16 protein-coding genes are annotated in these 17,431 nt (G+C 74.6%); 7 read left to right on the top strand and 9 right to left on the bottom strand.

The features are described 5' to 3' along the window. Position 1 precedes the first annotated feature (1 nt). Positions 2–1,735 (top strand): cation acetate symporter, encoded by a 1,734-nt coding sequence (locus ACFQ8C_RS08415; protein ID WP_383453543.1) that lies wholly within the window; start codon positions 2–4, stop codon positions 1,733–1,735. Next, the gene (locus tag ACFQ8C_RS08410; RefSeq protein ID WP_383453542.1) at positions 1,732–2,943 is read left to right on the top strand and encodes a histidine kinase; all 1,212 of its coding nucleotides are present in this window, start codon (positions 1,732–1,734) and stop codon (positions 2,941–2,943) included. The genes ACFQ8C_RS08415 and ACFQ8C_RS08410 overlap by 4 nt, the downstream gene beginning before the upstream one ends. Before the next feature lie 4 nt (positions 2,944–2,947). On the opposite strand, the gene ACFQ8C_RS08405 is transcribed toward ACFQ8C_RS08410, so the two are convergent. The 3 genes from ACFQ8C_RS08405 to ACFQ8C_RS08395 all read right to left on the bottom strand — a co-directional run bounded on the left by ACFQ8C_RS08405 (position 2,948) and on the right by ACFQ8C_RS08395 (position 4,628). Continuing rightward, complete coding sequence (locus ACFQ8C_RS08405; RefSeq protein WP_383453541.1) at positions 2,948–3,421, bottom strand: hypothetical protein; 474 nt, start codon at positions 3,419–3,421, stop codon at positions 2,948–2,950. A 186-nt stretch (positions 3,422–3,607) separates the two neighbouring features. Further along, entirely contained in the window at positions 3,608–4,021 is a 414-nt protein-coding gene (locus ACFQ8C_RS08400) for a PaaI family thioesterase (RefSeq protein ID WP_383453583.1), read from the bottom strand. A gap of 40 nt (positions 4,022–4,061) precedes the next feature. Continuing rightward, entirely contained in the window at positions 4,062–4,628 is a 567-nt protein-coding gene (locus tag ACFQ8C_RS08395) for a sigma-70 family RNA polymerase sigma factor (protein ID WP_383453581.1), read from the bottom strand. Positions 4,629–4,929: 301 nt separating this feature from the next. Between ACFQ8C_RS08395 and ACFQ8C_RS08390 the strand changes: the two genes are divergently transcribed. Continuing rightward, on the top strand, positions 4,930–6,144 hold the full coding sequence (locus ACFQ8C_RS08390; protein WP_383453539.1) for a CapA family protein: 1,215 nt from the start codon (positions 4,930–4,932) through the stop codon (positions 6,142–6,144). Positions 6,145–6,157: 13 nt separating this feature from the next. Here the strand turns inward: ACFQ8C_RS08390 and ACFQ8C_RS08385 are convergent, their stop codons facing one another. Continuing rightward, the gene (locus ACFQ8C_RS08385; protein ID WP_383453537.1) at positions 6,158–6,640 is read right to left on the bottom strand and encodes a universal stress protein; all 483 of its coding nucleotides are present in this window, start codon (positions 6,638–6,640) and stop codon (positions 6,158–6,160) included. Between the two features lie 69 nt (positions 6,641–6,709). Between ACFQ8C_RS08385 and ACFQ8C_RS08380 the strand changes: the two genes are divergently transcribed. Next, on the top strand, positions 6,710–7,582 hold the full coding sequence (locus ACFQ8C_RS08380) for a polysaccharide deacetylase family protein (RefSeq protein ID WP_383453535.1): 873 nt from the start codon (positions 6,710–6,712) through the stop codon (positions 7,580–7,582). A 55-nt stretch (positions 7,583–7,637) separates the two neighbouring features. Here the strand turns inward: ACFQ8C_RS08380 and ACFQ8C_RS08375 are convergent, their stop codons facing one another. Continuing rightward, complete coding sequence (locus ACFQ8C_RS08375) at positions 7,638–8,300, bottom strand: class F sortase (RefSeq protein ID WP_383453533.1); 663 nt, start codon at positions 8,298–8,300, stop codon at positions 7,638–7,640. A 415-nt stretch (positions 8,301–8,715) separates the two neighbouring features. Here ACFQ8C_RS08375 and ACFQ8C_RS08370 point away from each other — a divergent pair, with 415 nt between their 5' ends. Beyond that, positions 8,716–9,201 carry a hypothetical protein gene (locus tag ACFQ8C_RS08370; RefSeq protein ID WP_383453531.1) on the top strand — a complete coding sequence of 162 codons (486 nt, stop codon included), beginning with the start codon at positions 8,716–8,718 and terminating at the stop codon, positions 9,199–9,201. A gap of 137 nt (positions 9,202–9,338) precedes the next feature. Here the strand turns inward: ACFQ8C_RS08370 and ACFQ8C_RS08365 are convergent, their stop codons facing one another. From ACFQ8C_RS08365 to ACFQ8C_RS08355, 3 genes are all read right to left on the bottom strand, one after another. Beyond that, positions 9,339–9,899, bottom strand: coding sequence for a hypothetical protein (locus ACFQ8C_RS08365; RefSeq protein ID WP_383453530.1), 561 nt, complete (start codon positions 9,897–9,899; stop codon positions 9,339–9,341). A 164-nt stretch (positions 9,900–10,063) separates the two neighbouring features. Further along, on the bottom strand, positions 10,064–10,828 hold the full coding sequence (locus ACFQ8C_RS08360; protein ID WP_383453528.1) for a hypothetical protein: 765 nt from the start codon (positions 10,826–10,828) through the stop codon (positions 10,064–10,066). A 58-nt stretch (positions 10,829–10,886) separates the two neighbouring features. Further along, positions 10,887–11,519 carry a hypothetical protein gene (locus tag ACFQ8C_RS08355; RefSeq protein WP_383453526.1) on the bottom strand — a complete coding sequence of 211 codons (633 nt, stop codon included), beginning with the start codon at positions 11,517–11,519 and terminating at the stop codon, positions 10,887–10,889. Positions 11,520–12,075: 556 nt separating this feature from the next. On the opposite strand from ACFQ8C_RS08355, the gene ACFQ8C_RS08350 reads away from it, so the two are divergent. Both ACFQ8C_RS08350 and ACFQ8C_RS08345 read left to right on the top strand, forming a co-directional pair. Further along, a complete protein-coding gene (locus ACFQ8C_RS08350) occupies positions 12,076–12,888 on the top strand; it encodes an SAM-dependent methyltransferase (RefSeq protein WP_383453524.1) in 813 nt (270 codons plus the stop codon). Next, entirely contained in the window at positions 12,885–15,062 is a 2,178-nt protein-coding gene (locus ACFQ8C_RS08345; RefSeq protein ID WP_383453522.1) for a putative bifunctional diguanylate cyclase/phosphodiesterase, read from the top strand. The genes ACFQ8C_RS08350 and ACFQ8C_RS08345 overlap by 4 nt, the downstream gene beginning before the upstream one ends. A gap of 144 nt (positions 15,063–15,206) precedes the next feature. Here ACFQ8C_RS08345 and ACFQ8C_RS08340 read toward each other — a convergent pair whose 3' ends face one another. Then, positions 15,207–17,384 carry a hypothetical protein gene (locus ACFQ8C_RS08340; RefSeq protein ID WP_383453520.1) on the bottom strand — a complete coding sequence of 726 codons (2,178 nt, stop codon included), beginning with the start codon at positions 17,382–17,384 and terminating at the stop codon, positions 15,207–15,209. Positions 17,385–17,431 lie beyond the last annotated feature (47 nt).

The following is a 17,431-nucleotide window of genomic DNA, read 5'->3' as shown; positions in this document are numbered from 1 at the left end:
CATGAACCAGACCTACGCGGTCGCCGCCGTCACCGCCGTCGTCCTCGCCACCGTGCTCATCGGCGCCCTCGGCCTGCGCGTCTCCCGCACCACCTCCGACTTCTACGTGGCCTCCCGGACCGCCGGGCCCCGGCTCAACGCCGCCGCCATCAGCGGCGAGTACCTCTCCGCCGCCTCCTTCCTCGGCATCGCCGGACTCGTCCTCGTCCAGGGACCGGCCATGCTCTGGTACCCGGTCGGCTACACCGCCGGGTACCTGGTGCTGCTCGTCCTCGTCGCCGCCCCGCTGCGCCGCTCCGGCGCGTACACCCTCTCCGACTTCGCCGAGGCCCGGCTGGAGTCCCCGCGGGTCCGCCGGCTCGCCAGCCTCCTCGTCGTCGGCATCGGCTGGCTCTACCTGCTGCCCCAGCTCCAGGGCGCCGGGCTCACCCTGGAGATCCTCACCGGCGCGCCCGACTGGGTCGGCGGCCTCCTCGTCGCCCTCGTCGTCACCTGTACCGTCGCCGCGGGCGGCATGCGCAGCATCACCTTCGTCCAGGCCTTCCAGTACTGGCTGAAACTGACCGCCCTGCTGGTCCCGGCGTTCTTCCTGGTCGCCGCCTGGTACGGGGACGGGGCGCCCCGGGCCCGCTTCGACGCGCCCGCCGTGCTCCGCGAGCACACCGTCGTCCGGGTCGCCGACACCGTACGCATCGGGCTGGACGCCCCGCTCACCCTCACCGTCACCGGCACGGTCGACTCCGTCCGGTACGAGGAGCGGGCGATGACGCTCGCCCCCGGCGCCCACCACGTGAGCGGCGGCACGGTCCTCGCCCTCCCGCCCGGCAGCGGCCTCCCCGAACGACGGGCCGAGGGCGCCGACCCCCTCGGCTGGTCCCAGCCCCTCGCGGGCGGGCGCGACGGGCACCAGCTGTACGCCACGTACGGGCTGATCCTCGCCACCTTCCTCGGCACCATGGGGCTGCCGCACGTCGCCGTGCGCTTCTACACCAGCCCCCACGGGCGGGCCGCCCGCCGCACCACCCTCGTCGTCCTCGGCCTGATCGGCGCCTTCTACCTGCTGCCCGCGCTGTACGGGGCGCTCGGGCGGATCTACGCCCCCGAACTGGCGCTCACCGGCTCCGCCGACGCCGCCGTGCTCGTGCTGCCCGACCGGATCGTCGGCGGCGTGCTGGGCGACGTCCTCGGGGCCTTCCTCGCCGGCGGCGCCTTCGCCGCCTTCCTCTCCACCGCGTCGGGGCTCACCATGTCCGTCGCCGGGGTGCTCGCCCAGGACGTGCTGCCCTCCCGCGCGGTCCGGCACTTCCGGCTCGCGACGCCGCTCGCCACCGCCGTCCCGCTCGCCGTCGGCGTCGCCGCCTCCAAGGTGCCGGTCGCCGACGCCGTCGGGCTCGCCTTCGCCGTCTCCGCCTCCTCCTTCTGCCCGCTCCTCGTCCTCGGCATCTGGTGGCGGCGGCTCACCCCGCCCGGCGCGGCCGCCGGCCTCCTCCTCGGCGGTGGCTCCGCGCTCGCCGCCGTGATGGCGACCCGGGCCGGACTCGCCCCGGCGGGCTGGCCGCACACCCTGATGGCCTGGCCCGCCGTCTGGTCCGTCCCGCTCGGCTTCCTCACCATGGTGCTGGTCTCGCTCGCCACCCCGCGCAGGGTGCCGGCCGGCACCGCCGCCACCCTCGCCCGGCTGCACCTGCCGGAGCGGTTCACCGCCCCCGTACCCGCCCAGGAGGCACGCCGATGAGCGGCATAGCGTGGGCCGCGGCGACCGCCGCCGGAGCCGTCCTCCTCGCCGCCGGGATCGTCCTCGGCCGGCTCACCGCCCGGCGCGGCGGCAGCGCCGCCGACCTCGACCTCGGCACCCCCGTCGAACGGGCCACCTTCCACACCCTGCACACCGCCTCGCTCGCCGCGCCGCCGCTGCGCGCCGGCCTGACCGAGGAGACCGCGCGGCGGGCCGCCCGCCCGCTGCGCTCGCTCCTCGGCACCGAGGCCCTCTGCCTCACCGACGGCACGGCCGTCCTCGCCTGGGACGGGCCCGGCGAGGAGCACCACCACGCGGGTGTGCCCGAGCTGGCCGCCGCGACCCTGGAGACCGGCCGCAGTCGCTCCGCGCCCACCGGCTGCGCCGATCCGGGCTGTGAGCTGCGGTGGGCGGTGACCGCCCCGCTCACCGGCGAGGAGGGCGTCCTCGGCGCGCTCGTCGCCTACGGGCCCAGGGAGTCGGCGGTGCTCGTCCGGGCCGCGACCGAGGTGGCCCGCTGGGTCTCGGTCCAGCTGGAGCTGGCCGAGCTGGACCGGTCCCGGACCCGGATGGTCGAGGCCGAGATCCGCGCGCTGCGGGCCCAGATCTCCCCGCACTTCATCTTCAACTCCCTCGCCGCGATCGCCTCGTTCGTCCGCACCGACCCCGAGCGGGCCCGCGATCTCCTCCTGGAGTTCGCGGACTTCACCCGCTACTCCTTCCGGCGGCACGGCGAGTTCGCCCAGCTCGCCGACGAACTGCGGGCGATCGAGCAGTACCTGGCGCTCGCCGGGGCCCGCTTCGGCGACCGGCTCAAGGTGACGCTCCAGATCGCCCCCGAGGTGCTGCCGGTCGCGCTGCCCTTCCTCTGTCTCCAGCCGCTGGTGGAGAACGCGGTCAAGCACGGCCTCCAGGACCGGGAGCGGGGCTGCCGGGTCACCATCGCCGCGCGGGACGCCGGCTCCGAGGCGGTGGTGACCGTCGAGGACGACGGCGTCGGCATGGACCCCGAGCGGCTGCGGGCGGTGCTGCGCGGCGAGCACCCGGGCGGCTCCGGCATCGGTCTGTGCAACGTCGACGAGCGGCTGCGCCAGGTGTACGGGCCGGAGCACGGGCTCGTCATCGAGACCGGCGTCGGCGCCGGCATGAAGGTGACGGCGCGGTTCCCCAAGTACCGTCCGGGCGTGCACCCTTCGCCGACGCGCTGACCGGTCAGGCGAGCCAGACGGCGAGATGGGCGAGCGGCAGGCCCAACTGCCAGGCGGGCAGCCAGGTACGGGCCGTCTCGTCGACCAGCAGCGCCGGGCCGGGCCCGGGCACGCCGTCCAGGTCGGTGGTGTGCACCCAGGTCTCCCGCAGCGCCGTCCAGGCGTCGTGGGCGAGGGCCAGGTCGGCGCCGCCGGGGTCCTCGGCCTCCTCGGCGGCGAGCCGTTCCTCCACCCACTCGGGCCAGCCCGCCTCGTGGACGGTGAGCCGCAGCCACTCGTCGGGCGCGGACTTCCCGGACAGATGGACCGTCAGGGCCAGGGCCCGCAGCGAGGCGCGGTGCTCCAGCGAGCCCGGCTCGGCGAGGCCGGCGGCGGTCAGGTACTGGTCGGCCAGGTACTCGGCGCACAGCCAGGCCATCGGAACGGCCAGGCCCCCGCCGCTCCTGCGGCCGGCGCCGTTCGTGCTCTCGGGCGGCAACGCTCCCACCTTCTCCCGGATGTCGGGGACCCGCGGTTCCCGGGACCCCGAGCAGAGCTTCCTCCGCCCGGGGCGTCCGCGGGGACCGCTTTGCTCAACTCGCGGGTGTGGTTTCGGATACGTTCCCCGGCCGGATCGGTGCCCTGGGGTCTGGTGGTGCGTGAGGGGCGGACGGGGCGCCGGAGCTCAGCCGAGCAGGGCGTAGACCGCGGTCGCGTGGGCGGCCGGTTCGGCGGTCCCCTCGGCGGTCATCGTGATGTCGGCGAAGGCCATCCGCCTGCCCAGTTTGGTGAGGCGGGCGCGGACCAGGACGTCGGCGCCGAGGACCGCCCGCTGGAAGCTGGTGGACTGCTGGACGGTCGTCATGGGGACGAAGCCGCCGCGGGCCGCCGAGACGGCGATCACGGTGGCGGTGTCGGCCGCGGCCATCAGGGCCTGGCCGGAGATCCCGCCGCCCTCGCGCGCCAGCCGGTCGGACCAGGGCAGCCGGAGGACCGCCTCGTGACCGTCGACGGAGTCGACGGTCAGCCCCAGGTCCAGGACCCAGGGGGCGAAGTTGTCGGCGAGGATCTTCTCGGCCGCGGCGGGCGTCAGCGGCAGGGCGTCGGGGAGCGTCACGGCGTCGTTGTGCGTCACGGCGTCATTGTGCGGCCGAGGCCCGCGGCCGGGCAATGGAGCCGTGGCGCGGCCGGTAGCCGGGCAGCGAGCGGCCCAGCTGCCTCAGGGCGTAGTGCGAGCGGGACTTGACCGTGCCGGCCGGGATCCCGAGGTCGACCGCGGCCTCGTTGACGGTGAGCCCGTCGAAGTAGAGCCGGACCAGTACCGCCCGGTGCTCCGGGCTCAGCCCCCGTACCGCCGCCCGGACGTCGAGCGCCGCCTCGGCGGACTCGGTCGCGTCCGAGGGGTCGGGGGTCACCGCGAGCACCCCGTCGCCGATCTCGGCGGGGCGGGCGAGGCGGGAGCGGCGGGCGTCGATGGCCAGGCGCCGGGCCACGGTGAAGAGCCAGGGCCGCATCGAGGCGTAGGCGTCGCTGAACGCCTCGGGGTGGAGCCAGGCGCGGACCAGGGTCTCCTGGACCAGGTCCTCGGCGCGCTGGCGGTCGCCGTAGGTCAGCCCGAGGAGGAAGGAGAGCAGCGCGGGCCCGTGTTCCCGCTGGAGCTCCTGGAGCGTCCGTTCGTCGGTCGTCGCCGCAGTCGCCGCCGTCATCGTCGCCGCCGTCGTCATCGTCGCCGTCGTCATGAGTGCCACCCTTCCCCGCCCGCTCAGCGGTTCGTCGTCCGCGCCGAATACGAACGCATCCGGGCGGACGGGGACAGGGAACGGACAACGGTCTGCGGCGAACGGTCGGAACGAGCGGCGAATGGCACGGCGAGCGGTCGAAGGGCGGTCGTACGTCCGATTCGGTGGGGTTCGCGTTCCGCTCCGGCCGCGTCCCTTGACGGGGGGTCGCCCGGAGGGTGAATTCGGCAGAACACATGTTCTTCCTATGATCGGGGTGGCAGTCGTCATGACCGCAGGCACCAGACCGGCACGCGCCAGACTCGTCCGGGCCGGCTCCACCGTCCTCGCCGGCTCCCTGCTCGCCGTCGTCGCCGCGTGCGGCCAGGGCGGCACCGGCGGCGCCCCGGCCCGGAGCGGCTCGCCCGGCGGCTCCACCGCCCCGCGCCCGGCCGCCCCGGCCCCCAAGCCGGCCGGCTTCACCCTGGTCGCCTCGGGCGACGTCCTCCCGCACGACTCCATCATCCGGCGCGCGGCCGCCGACGCCGGCGACGGAGGGTACGACTTCCGCCCCATGCTCGCCGGGGCGAAACCGCTCGTGGCCCGCGCCGATCTCGCCATCTGCCACATGGAGACCGTGTACGGGGAGGAGGGCGGGCCCTACACCGGCTACCCCGCCTTCAAGTCCCCGCCCGAGGTCGCGACCGCGCTGAAGGCCACCGGCTACGACTCCTGCTCCACCGCCTCCAACCACACCCTCGACGACGGCGCGGCCGGCCTCGGCCGCACCCTCGACGCCCTCGACGCGGCGGGTGTGAAGCACGCCGGCTCGGCCCGCACCGCCGCCGAGGCGGGCCGCCCCACCCTGCTCAAGGCCGGCGGCGCCACCGTCGCCCACCTCGCCTACACCTACGACACCAACGGCTATCCGCTTCCCGAGGGGCAGCCGTGGGCGGTGAACCTGCTCGACGAGGGCAAGGTGATCGCCGACGCCCGCGCGGCCCGCGCCGCCGGCGCCGACGTGGTCGTGGTCAGCGTCCACTGGGGCTCCGAGTGGCAGACCGAACCCGACGAGCGCCAGCTCTCGCTGGCCCGCTCCCTCACCGCCTCGCGGACCGGCGGTCGCCCCGACATCGATGTGATCGTCGGAACGCACGCCCACGTACCGCAGGCTTTCGAGAAGGTCAACGGCACCTGGGTGATCTACGGCATGGGCGACCAGATCGCCGGCGACATGATCAACCACCAGGGCGCCTTCGACCCGCGCGGCAACCAGAGCAGCGTCGGCCGCTTCACCTTCGCCCCGCCGAAGACGCCCGGCGCACGCTGGGAGGTCACCAAGGCCGAGTTCGTGCCCCAGTGGTTCGACACCGGCCGCGGTCGGGTGGTCAACCTCGGCGCCGCCGACGGCTCCGACCCCCGCCATCCCGGCATCCGCGAGACCATCCGCCAGGTCGTCCTCGGACGGGGCGCCGCCAAGGACGGCCTGACCATGGGCAAGTGACCCCGCCGGCCGGTCAGGGCACGACCGTGACCGGCCAGCGGCCCGCCTTCACCAGCCGCACCGCCACCGAACCCACGAAGCGGTGCCCCGCGGACTCCGAGACGCCCACCACGACGGCGTCCGCCTTCAGCTCCTCCGCAGCCCGCACCAGCCCCGTGTACGCGTCGCCCCGGAAGGTGCGGAACTCCCAGCGGACCCGCCACAGGTCCCGCACCCGCTCCGCCGAGGCGCGGATCTCCTCGACGAGGCCCTCCGCGATCTCGTCGGTGGCCCCGGCCACCGGCGCGCCCATCGCGGCGCCGGCCGGTATCACCGGCTGGACGTAGACGAGCGCGAGCAGCGCCTTCTGCCGCCGGGCCAGCCCGGCCGCGTACGCCGTCGCCCGCAGGGACGAGGCCGAGCCGTCGACCCCCGCCATGATCACCTTGGGGCCGTCGGTGCCCCGTTCGAACCGGTGGGGCTGGTCGTCGCTCACCCTTCCAGGGTATCGGCCCATCGGGTGCAATCGGAGGACGGCCCGGTGTCGGTGAGGGGCCCGGGACCCTCCCCGTACGAACCATTGGTCATGAAAAACGATCAGCTGCCCACCGGTCGGAGGTCGGTACTGCGCCTGGCCGCCGCCCTCGGCGTCACCGTCACGGCCGGCGCCCTCGCCGTCGACCGGCTCGGAGCCCCCGAAGGCGCCCCCGGCGCCCGCGCGGGCGCCGGGACGGCCCCGCCCCCTCCGCGCCCCGGCGCCGCCGGACCGCCCGCCTCCGCGCCCCGGCTGCGCCCCTCCGCGTACCGGCTCCAGCCCATGACCGCGTACGCCCCCGCCGCCCGGCCCCGCGCCCTTCCCCCGGTCCGCCGGCGCCCCTTCCTCTCGCTGACCGGCGTCGGCCGCTCCATGGTCCTCACCTTCGACGACGGCCCCGACCCCCGCTACACCCCCGCCATCCTGGAGACCCTGCGCCGGTACGACTGCCGGGCGATGTTCTTCGTCTGCGGCGAGATGGCGGTGGAGAACCGGGACCTGCTGCGGGAGATGGCCGACGACGGCCACGTGGTCGGCAACCACTCCTGGTCGCATCCGCTGGTGCCGAAGCTCCGGCCCTCCCGCATCCGCGACGAGCTGGGCTCCACCAGCGAGGTGGTGGAGCGGACCCTGGGCGCCGCGCCGCTCTGGTACCGGGCCCCCTACGGCGCCTGGAACCGGCACTCCTTCGAGATCGGCGCCGAGCTGGGCATGGAGCCGCTCGCCTGGTCCGTGGACACCCTCGACTGGAAGGAGCCCGGCAGCGGCACCATCGTCCGCCGGGTCCTCGACGGCGCGGGCGACGGCGTCATCGTCCTCTCCCACGACGCCGGCGGGAACCGCTCGCAGAGCGTCACCGCGCTGCGCCGCTATCTGCCCGGGCTCCTCGACGCCGGCTACACCATCACCGTGCCCCGGCGCTGACCGGGCGTCAGGCGAAAGGGCCCCGGGGCGTCCCCGGGGCCCTTTCGCGCGCGGGTCAGCGCGAGCCGACCATCCGGGCGTAGACGACGACGTTCCCGTCGTAGCCGTTCGCGCGGGTGTAGCCGCCGCCGCAGGTGATCACCCGGAGCTCCGGGTGGCCGGTGTCCCCGTAGACCTGGGGGCCGGGGAAGTCCTGCTTGGAGTAGACCTCGACGCCGTAGATCTCGAAGACCGCCACCCGTCCGTCGTACCGCTCGACCTCGACGTGCTGGCCCTTCTCCAGGGCGCCGAGGCCGTAGAAGACCGCCGGGCCGCTGTTGTTGTCCACGTGGCCGACGATCACGGCGGTGCCGCGCTGGCCCGGCGCGATGCCGTTCTGGTACCACCCGGCCAGATTGGCGTCCTGCGGGGGAGGGGCGGCCACCCAGCCGTCCGCGTCGAGTCCCACGTCCATCACCGGGGCCGCGACGTCGATCGCCGGGATGCGGACCCGCGAGGCGGGCGCGAAGGGCAGCGCCTGGACGCCCGCCGACGCCTCGGCGGGCGGCGCGACGACCGGACGCGTCACCGGACGGGCCGCGGCGGCCGGCTGCGGGGGACCGCCGGCGATGTCCACGCCGTTGCGCATCATCGCGATCCCGGACAGCATGGCGAGGGCCAGGACGCCCCAGGGTTGTCGTCTCCTGCGCTCAGGGACGCGGAAGTCCTTCGGGGGCATGGTTCTCCCTTCGTGGCGACGTGTGAACGGTAAGGGCGACCGCGCACCCCTGCGCTCCGGGCGGCCCGAACGGGTAGCGCATCGCCGCCGTACGGGTGGCCACGTGCCGGAGGAGGGCGCGCGCCGGAGCCGACCCTCCGTCAGAAACCGTGCGGAAAGCAGCCTCGGTGCCGCTGGGCGGCCCGGGTGACGGCGCGCTGGCCCATCCGAGTACTCGTCCGACAATCGTTTCGCGCGTCCCTGACCTGCGGTTGTGCCGCTTCGCGCAACTCGATCGGCCCCATGGGCGCTCACCGGACCGGCCCAGCGCCGAGGTGCGAGGCGGTGCCCAAGTTGTGATGGTTCGTCATGGAAGGCGTACTCGTCGAATCTCCCGGAGCACCGCTTTGGGGCGTCTTCCACTGGAGGTTCAACCATGCGTGCTGCACGCACTCTGGCGGTGACCGCCACCGCGATCGCGGCGGTCGGTCTGGCCGCACCCCTCGCCGCCGCCACCAGCGGTCCCAGCGACGTCTCCGTCAGCCCCCACGACGTCCACGCGGGTTCGACGATCACGATCACCGCCAAGGGCTGCGGCCACGGAGGCACCGTCACGTCCAACGCCTTCCCGGAGACCAACCTCTCGGTCAACTCCAACGGCCTGTCCAGCGCGATCGCCCGCGTCTACAACAACGCCACGCCCGGCAACTACAACCTGGCCGTCAAGTGCAGCGACAACTCCCGGGTCGTCACGCACCCGTTCCGCGTGCTCGCGGGCCGCGGCGCCCAGGGCGGCCTCGGTGGCTCGCTGGCGCCCAGCTCCACCGAGATGGCCGTCGGCGGCAGCCTGGTCGCCGCCGCCGCTCTCGGCGGCGGCCTCTTCGTCCTCCGCCGTCGCCGCATGACCGGCGCGGGCGCCTGACCGGCCGAACCTCCCGGTCGACCGGCCGTGCCCGCCGCCCCCGTGTTCCGGAAGGGACCCGGGGGCGGCGGGCTGTCCGGCGGGCCGACCGGAAAGCCGTCCGGCACGGAAAGCCGTCCGGCGGGCGAAGCCCCGGATCAGTGCCGGCGGCCGCTCGCGCGGCGGCGGATCACGTACACCGAACCGGCCGCCGCGGCGATCACCAGGGCGCTGCCGGCCGCCAGCGTCCCCGCTCCGATGCCGCTCTGCGAGCCGCCGAGGCCGCCCTGCACCCCGCGCGGGGTGAGCAGCACCGTCGAGCGGGCGGTGGGCGAGAGCGTCGCCAGTCCGCTGATCGTCAGGTCCACGGTGTCCTGCACGCCGCCCGAGCAGTTGAACGCCACCGTGTATACGGCGCCGCGCTTGGCGTCCGCGTCCACGGTGGCGGTGACCGACGAACCCGGTGCGATCTGGACGGTGTCGAAGATGCCCGCCGTCGCCGTCGCCGTGCTGGAGCAGCCGGGGGCGCTGAGCGTCACCCGGCCGCCGGGGCGGACGAGCGAGGGGGAGACGACGAAGTCGCCCGGGGCCTGCGCACCCCGCACCCGCGGGTTCGGCGCGGGCGCACCGTCGGCCGCGTGGGCGACGGTGACGGGGGCGGCCAGGGCGAGGGCGGCCGCCCCCAGCAGGGCGGTGGACGCGGCACGTATCGCGCGCATGGTGATTCCTCCGGGTCCCGAGGTCCGGCCGCGGCGGAGTGGCCGCGTTGAGCCTGCGTGTACCTCGTTGCCCGAAACGCTAGGAGCGCACTACCACAACCGCGATCCCAGACGTGCGAATGGGGCACGGTTGTCCCCCGGGCGGCCCAGCCCCGCCCTCGCGCTCAGCCGGTGACCTGCGGGAACAGATCGGTGAACGGCGCGGCGGTGGCGGCCAGCCCGCGGCCGAACGGCGCGTCGAAGTCCCAGATGAGGAAGAGCAGGAAGGCGATGAGCGCGCTGTAGAGGCCCGCGAGCAGCAGCTCGCGCCCGGTGCGCCGGATCTGGAGGGTGAAGATCAGCCCCACCGAGACCAGGGCGCCGATGATCAGGCCGAACCAGACGACCCCCGGCATGGTCTCGCCGGCGCTCTGGCCCCGGGCGCCGCGGGCGTCGTCGGCGACCATCACCTGGTCGACCAGCGGCTGGTAGGCCTGCCCCTCGAAGTCGGTGGCCGGTTCGTAGTCGGTGACGCTGCGGCGCACCTTCCGGAGCAGGGCGTCGCCCTCCGGGGTCGTCCCGCCCTGCTCGGCCCGGTGGGTGAACTCCGTGTTCACCACGTGGTCCACGTACGCGTCCACGTCGCCGCGGATCTGCGTGCGGACCATCACGGGGTAGACCTCGACGCGTTCGGAGATCTCGTGCATGGCCTGCGCCTCCTGGCGCACCACCTCCTGGGCGGCACCGCGTGCCTCCCACACGCCGGCGATGGCGAGGCCGAGGACGATCGCGTAGATGACGCCGATCATCATCGTCATGTACTCGATGACGTCGGGGGTCTCGCTGGGGTCGTCGTCCACCGGGATCCGGCGGTGGTTGATGACGACGATGGCCAGGACGACGGCGCAGGCCGCCGCCATCGCCAGGGTCAGGACGAGCCATTCGGACATGGGAGTTCGTACTTCCTCACGGGAGTTCGGGTCGGGGTGTGCTGCGGCCGGGGCCGGATCAGCGGGAGGAGCGCGGGCGCAGGATCGCGGTGGCGAGGACGGCGGGCGCGGTGATGAGGAGCATCGTGGTGACGGGTGACGCGGTGCTCTTCGGCTGGGGCCTGCTGGTCCGCTTGTAGTGCGGGAGCGCGGCGGGCGGCGCGGCGGCCGGGCGCGGCGCCGCCGTGCGGGCGGGCGGCGGGGCCGGAGCCGGGGCCGGGGGTTCCTCGGGCGCCGGGGTGACGGGCGCGGGGGAGGGCGGCGGCGGTGCCGGGGTCGGCCGTGGTGCCGGGGTGGCGGCGGGCGGCCGTACGGGGGAGGGCGGCGGCGGGAGCACGGGCGGGAGCACGGGCACGGGTTCGACCGACGGCGGCTTCGGTACGGGCCGCACGGGCGGCTTGGGTGGCACCGGCGGCTTGTGGGGCTTCGGCGGCTTGGGCGGCTTCGGCTTGGGCGTCGGTGGTGGCGAGGTGGGCTTCGGCGGTGGCGAGCACGCGTCCGGGCCGACGACCGCCACCGAGGTGTGCGAGCCGTTCGGCCCGACGACGGCGTAGGCGCAGGAGTCGGCGGCCGCCGGCACGGGCGCGGCGAGCAGCCATACCAGGCCGGCGGCCGCCAGCGACCGCGTGAGAGGTGATCCGTACAGAGACACGCCGACGAGCTTGAACACACGGACGCCGAACCGGGGGCCGAATGCGGCCTGATTCCCCGGATGGTGGGGATCTCGCGGTGCACCGGTTTGACGTTTCGCCGCCGTCGGTCCGATCCGGAGCGAGGATCGGGCCTTCGGAGAAGGTGTGCGGGGGGCGTGCGCCGGGGCATGAAATGGCCGACGGAGGCCGTCACGGGGCCTGTTCGGAAGAACTGTCCGGTTGTCGCCCTGCGGTGGATCCGGTCCGGCGCTCCCGCCGCCGGCGGCGGACGGGCCCCGGGGCGTCGACCGCCGAGGTGCGGGCCGGTGCGGGGGTGCGCGACGGGCGCCCGGCGACAGGGCCGAGGCACCGGCGCACGGCCATATGCACGTGAATTTGCACGACCTGAAGGCGTGAACTCTTCGTTCCGAACGCACGTGCCAAAGGCGTGTGACCAAGAACGGACCGCGAATTTCCGTTTCTACTCGCTCTCTCGGCGGGCGATCAGTAGCCTCACCTCGAACACGGCCGCGAACACCGGGCCGCATCCCCCATGGCGACTTGTTGGAGACATTGATGGAGCGTCCCGCCTGGGCTCCGCCGGGTATCGACATCTCGGTACCGAGCGTGTCCCGTATGTACGACTTCTATCTGGGCGGCTCGCACAATTTCGAGGTGGACCGGGAAGCGGCCCGCAAGGCCATGGAGTTCCTGCCGGGCCTTCCGAAGATCATGCAGGCGAACCGGGCGTTCATGCGCCGCGCCGTCCGCTTCGCCGTTGACAACGACGTCACCCAGTTCCTCGACATCGGCTCCGGCATACCCACCTTCGGCAACGTGCACGAGGTCGCCCAGGCCGCCGACCCCGCCGCGAGGATCGTCTACGTCGACCACGACCCCGTCGCGGTCGCCCACAGCCGGGCCGTCCTGGAGGGCGTGGAGGGAGCCGTCGTCGTCCCCGCCGACCTCCGCAAGCCGGCCGACATCCTCCACAGCCCCGAGGTCACCGGAGTGCTCGACCTCGACCGGCCGGTCGCCCTGCTCCTCGTCGCCGTCCTGCACTTCCTGGAGGACGCCGACCGCCCCCACGAGGCCGTCGCCGAACTCCTCGACGCGCTCGCCCCCGGCAGCCTCCTGGTCGTCACCCACGCCTCGTACGAGGGCATCCCCGTGGACCAGGAGCGGGCCAGCGGCACCGTCGACGTCTACCGCAGCACCCGCAGCCCCCTGGTGATGCGCTCCCGGGACGAGATCGCCCGCTTCTTCGACGGCACCGAGTCCGTCGAGCCCGGCCTGGTCTCGATGCCCCTCTGGCGGCCGGACAACCCGGTCGAGGAGGAGGATCCGTACGCCTTCTCCGGGTTCGCAGGTGTGGGGCGCAAGGCGTGAAGGTGCCGTCGCAGCCGTCCGGTAGCGCCGAGGAAGCCGACGGCCCGGAGAACAGACTCAGGCGGTTCGTCACCATCTGGAGCCGGGCCATCTTCCCGGTGACCGCCACCTCCCTCACCCGCGCCGAGTTCGAGGGCCATCTCCTCCCGCTCGCCCGCCTGCTGTGCGACGCGCTGCTCGCCCGGCCCTTCGACACCGCCCCCGCCCAGCGGGCCGGCGCCGGCCTGGTCGACGCCCACTGCACCGACCCGGACGCCCTCGGCCGCAGCCTCGGCGTGGTCGACTCGTACCTCGTCCTCTACTGCGGTACGGACCCCGAGTTCGCCGCCGAGGAACTGCGGGCCCGCTGCGCCCGCCTCCAGCACGCCATGGCCACCGGCTACGCCCAGGCCCTGCGCGAGCGCACCCGCGTCGAGCAGGAGGCCATCGCCCGCTCCGCGCTCTCCGCCCGCAGCGCCGCCGAGATCGCCCTGCACGCCACCGAGAGCCGCTTCCGGGCCGTCTTCGACGGCGCCGCCATCGGCATCGGCATCGCCGACCTCGACGGCCGGATCGTCGAGATCAACGACACGATGACCCGCATGTTCGGCGGCGTCGAGTCCCACGTCCGCAGCCGCAACGTCAGCGAGTGGGTCCACCCCGAGGACGGCCCGCACGTCTGGCGGCTCTACGAGGAACTGGTGCGCGGCGAGCGCGAGCAGTACCGGGTGGAGAAGCCGTACTACCGCGGCGACGGCACCGTCCTGTGGACCAACCTCACCGTCTCCCTCCTCCGCGACGCCGAGGGCCGCCCCCAGTACCAGCTGGCGCTCATGGAGGACATCACCGAACGGCGCCTGCTCCACCTGCGCCTGCGGTACGAGGCCACCCACGACGCCCTCACCGGGCTGCCCAACCGGACGCTCTTCTTCGAGCGCCTGGAGAAGGCCCTCGCCCCCGCCACGGCCGGCGACGACGCCCGCTTCGGCCTCTGCTACCTCGACCTCGACGGCTTCAAGGCCATCAACGACAGCCTCGGCCACTCCGTCGGCGACCGGCTCCTCGTCGAGGTCGCCGACCGGCTCCAGGCCTGCGCCACCGGCCCCGGCGAGATGGTCGCCCGGCTCGGCGGGGACGAGTTCGTCGCCCTCACCACCGGCACCGACGGCGAACGGGACGCGGTCGCCCTCGCCGACCGCATCCTCGCCGCCCTCTCCACCCCCGTCGGCGTCGACGGACGCGAACTGGCCGTGCGCGGCAGCCTCGGCGTCGTCGAGGGACCGGCGGGCGAACGCACCGCCGCCGAGGTCCTGCGCAGCGCCGACATCACCATGTACCGGGCCAAGTCCGCGGGCGGCAACCGCTTCGAGCGCGCCGACCCCGAGGCCGACGCCCGCGCCATCACCCGGCACGGCCTCACCACCGCCCTGCCGACCGCGCTGGAACGCGGCGAGTTCTTCATCGAGTACCAGCCGCTCGTCCACCTCGACGACGGCAGCGTCCACGGCGCCGAGGCCCTCGTCCGCTGGAGCCACCCCCAGCACGGCGTCCTCGGCCCCGACCGCTTCATCCCGCTCGCCGAGGACACCGGGCTGATCGTGCCGCTGGGCCGCTGGGTCCTCCAGGAGGCCGTCCGCCAGGCGCGCTCCTGGCAGCTCGACGACCCGGTCGCCGGCCCCCCGCTGCGCGTCAACGTCAACCTCTCGCCGACCCAGCTCCACCACCCCCGGCTGGTCGCCGAGACCGTCGACGTCCTGGAACGCGCCGGCCTCGAACCGGGCGCGCTCTGCCTGGAGGTCACCGAGTCCGCCCTGATCGGCGCCGACGAGGACCTCCTCAAACCGCTGCGCCAGCTCGCCGAGATGGGCGTCGACATCGCCCTCGACGACTTCGGCACCGGCTACTCCAACCTGGCCAACCTGCGCCGCCTGCCGGTCAGCGTCCTCAAGCTCGACCGCTCCTTCACCCGGGGCATGCAGCAGCACCCGGTGGACCCGGTCGACCTGAAGATCGTCGAAGGCATCGTCTCCCTCGCCCACAGCCTCGAACTCGCCGTCACCGTCGAGGGCGTGGAGACCGCGGCCCAGGCCGAGCGCCTCCGCGAACTGGGCTGCGACACCGCCCAGGGCTGGTACTACGCCCGCCCCGGCGCCCCCGACCGCATCCACTCCCTGGTGCTGGCCGACGCGGTGTGAGCGCACACGCGTGCGGGCCCGGTCCTCCTGAGGACCGGGCCCGCACCGGTGAAGCCGAGGGGGCGAGGAAGGCGAAGGGGCTATGTCATCAGGAGTATGAGAAGGAAGCCCCTTCATGGCCTCGCCCCGAACCGACCGTAGCACTCAGGCGGGGACCAGGTCGCGCAGGTTTTCCGGCGTCACCACCCGGGAGCCCGGGGCCAGCCCCTCGGGCAGGGCCAGGCCCAGGTACGTCACCGGCTCCGCCGGCACCGCGCCACCGGACCACTCCGCCACCTCGGCCCCCGACTCCCGCATGAGGTCCACGAGGTGACGTACCGTCACCGGATCGCGCTCCACCGCGCCGCGCAGCAGGAGCGCCATCGAGACCCGGTGGTCCTCGACCCGGTTGGCCGACGGCGTGCCCCGCAGGCACAGGTGGAGCCAGTGCGCGTGCCACCGCCCCCCGGCGTCCCGCCGGAAGGCCACCGGCAGCGCCACCCGCCCCGGCCCGCGCAGCTCGGACTTCATCCGGACCGTGCGCGGCTCGAAGGGACGGCCGCCCTGTTCCCCCTCGCGGAGCATGTACCCGAAGAAGGACTCGGCCGTCTCCTCGAAGTTCTCGCCCGCGTACACGTGCACGTGCGGGACCACGAACGCGCCGCGCACCGCGCCGAGCCGCAGCTCGATGAACTCCGAGGCGCCGTCCGGGGCCTCGGTCACGTCCCCGGAGTGCCGGCCCTCCACCGTGGACAGCTCCGTGTACGACAGCCAGGAGATCGTCGCGTACCCCTCGTCGAGGAGCAGCGCGGACAGGTCCAGGTCCGTGGTGCGCCGGGCCTCCTTCCAGTACATGAAGAACCGCAGCAGCTCACCGTCGACCGGCGAGACCGAGCCGCGCGGCAGCACCCCGAACCCCCCTGACGAGGCCCGCCCGCCGAGCGGGAGCGCCACGTCCAGGATCCCGGGGTCCACCAGCAGGCGCCCGGTCGCGGGAAGCCGCCGACGGGTCTCCCCGTCGAGCAGCGCGAGCAGCCGCCGCTGGACGTCCCTCGGCAGGTCGCGGCGGGTGTCCGCCGTCACCCACGCGCTGCCGTCCCGGTTCACGAACAGGCGCCGGGCCGCGCCCGACGCGTCGTGCCGGTTCTGCAGGTGCTCGCGCACCGACAGCACCACGCGGCCCGCCACGCGCGGCGCGACGCGCTCCGCCGCCGCCAGCACGGCCTCCCGCCCGGCCTCGTCCGCCGCGGAGCGCAGCAGCCGGTCCAGCGCCCGGAAGAGCCGCCCGGGCGCGGCCGCCGCCAGCAGCGCCGCCGCCCCCGGCACGTCACCGTCGGCGAGCAGCGCCTCCACCCGGGAGTCCAGGGACGGCGCCCGCAGCTCCCCCCGGGCCACCGCGAACACCTCGGCCGCGTGCGGCCACGCCGGGTACTCGTGCGGATGGAGCCGCTCCCCGAGCCGCTTCCACGCCTCGCGGTGCCGTCCGACGTCCGCCAGCTTCTCCGGAGCCGCCGCCACCACGGCGTCGAGGCCCGCGAGCAGCACGCGCCGCAGCGGCCGGGACGGGGAGCGGAAGCGGGTCCGCTCCCGCAGTGTCACGTCCCCGTCCGACAGCGCGCAGGCCAGCCGCAGTACGTCCGTGACGGTGTCGAGCAGCGGCACGGCGCCGGCCCGCAGCCGGGCCGCGTTGACCACCGCCCGGTTCTCCCGGATCGGGATCTCCGCCGGCTGCGGCCCGTCCGCGCAGTGCGCGGCGAGCACCGCCAGATCGGCCAGGTGCTCCTCGCCCAGCGGCGTCACGGCCCCCGCCAGGGACCGGTACAGGGTGCCCAGCTCCTCCTCGAAGGGGCCGCCGAGGTGCAGGACGGTGAGCCGGTCCCCGCTCGCGGGGGTCAACTCCTCGTGTGCGGCCAGCAGTTCCTCGTACGTGTGCTGGTAGCGGCCGTAGGCGGGCAGCGTCAGCAGGTCCAGGACCCCGGTGCTCAGCCCCGCCTCGACCGCCTCCCGGGCCCCGGGGCCGTCGAGCGACTGCCGCACGCACCACAGCCAGAACTCCGCCGTCCCGGGGACGTTGGCCGGGAAGTCGAGGAAGTACGTGTTGTGCCGGACGTGGTCGCCGACCCGCTGGCGGACCGCCTCCAGCGCCCACCGGGCCAGCTCGACGACGGTCTCGGCGGACCGTCCGGACAGCTCCCTCAGCAGCGGGGAGGACAGGGCGAAGCCCGCCGTCCGCAGCGCGGCGTCGAACCGCAGGGCGGCGGCGGAGCCCTCCCCGGCGGGACCGGAGGGGGCGGCCAGCCGGAGGGTGTGCCGGACGAGCAGGCGTTCGAGAGCGTGGTCCATCCCGTGATGCTCGCAGCCCGTCCGACCGCTCCGCACGCGGATTTCGG

Origin of the sequence: Streptomyces sp. NPDC056503 (genome assembly GCF_042794995.1) — a bacterium.
Classification (GTDB): domain Bacteria; phylum Actinomycetota; class Actinomycetes; order Streptomycetales; family Streptomycetaceae; genus Streptomyces.
The sequence above is the reverse complement of the archived record's forward strand: the minus strand, read 5'-3'. Positions and strand labels throughout refer to the sequence as shown.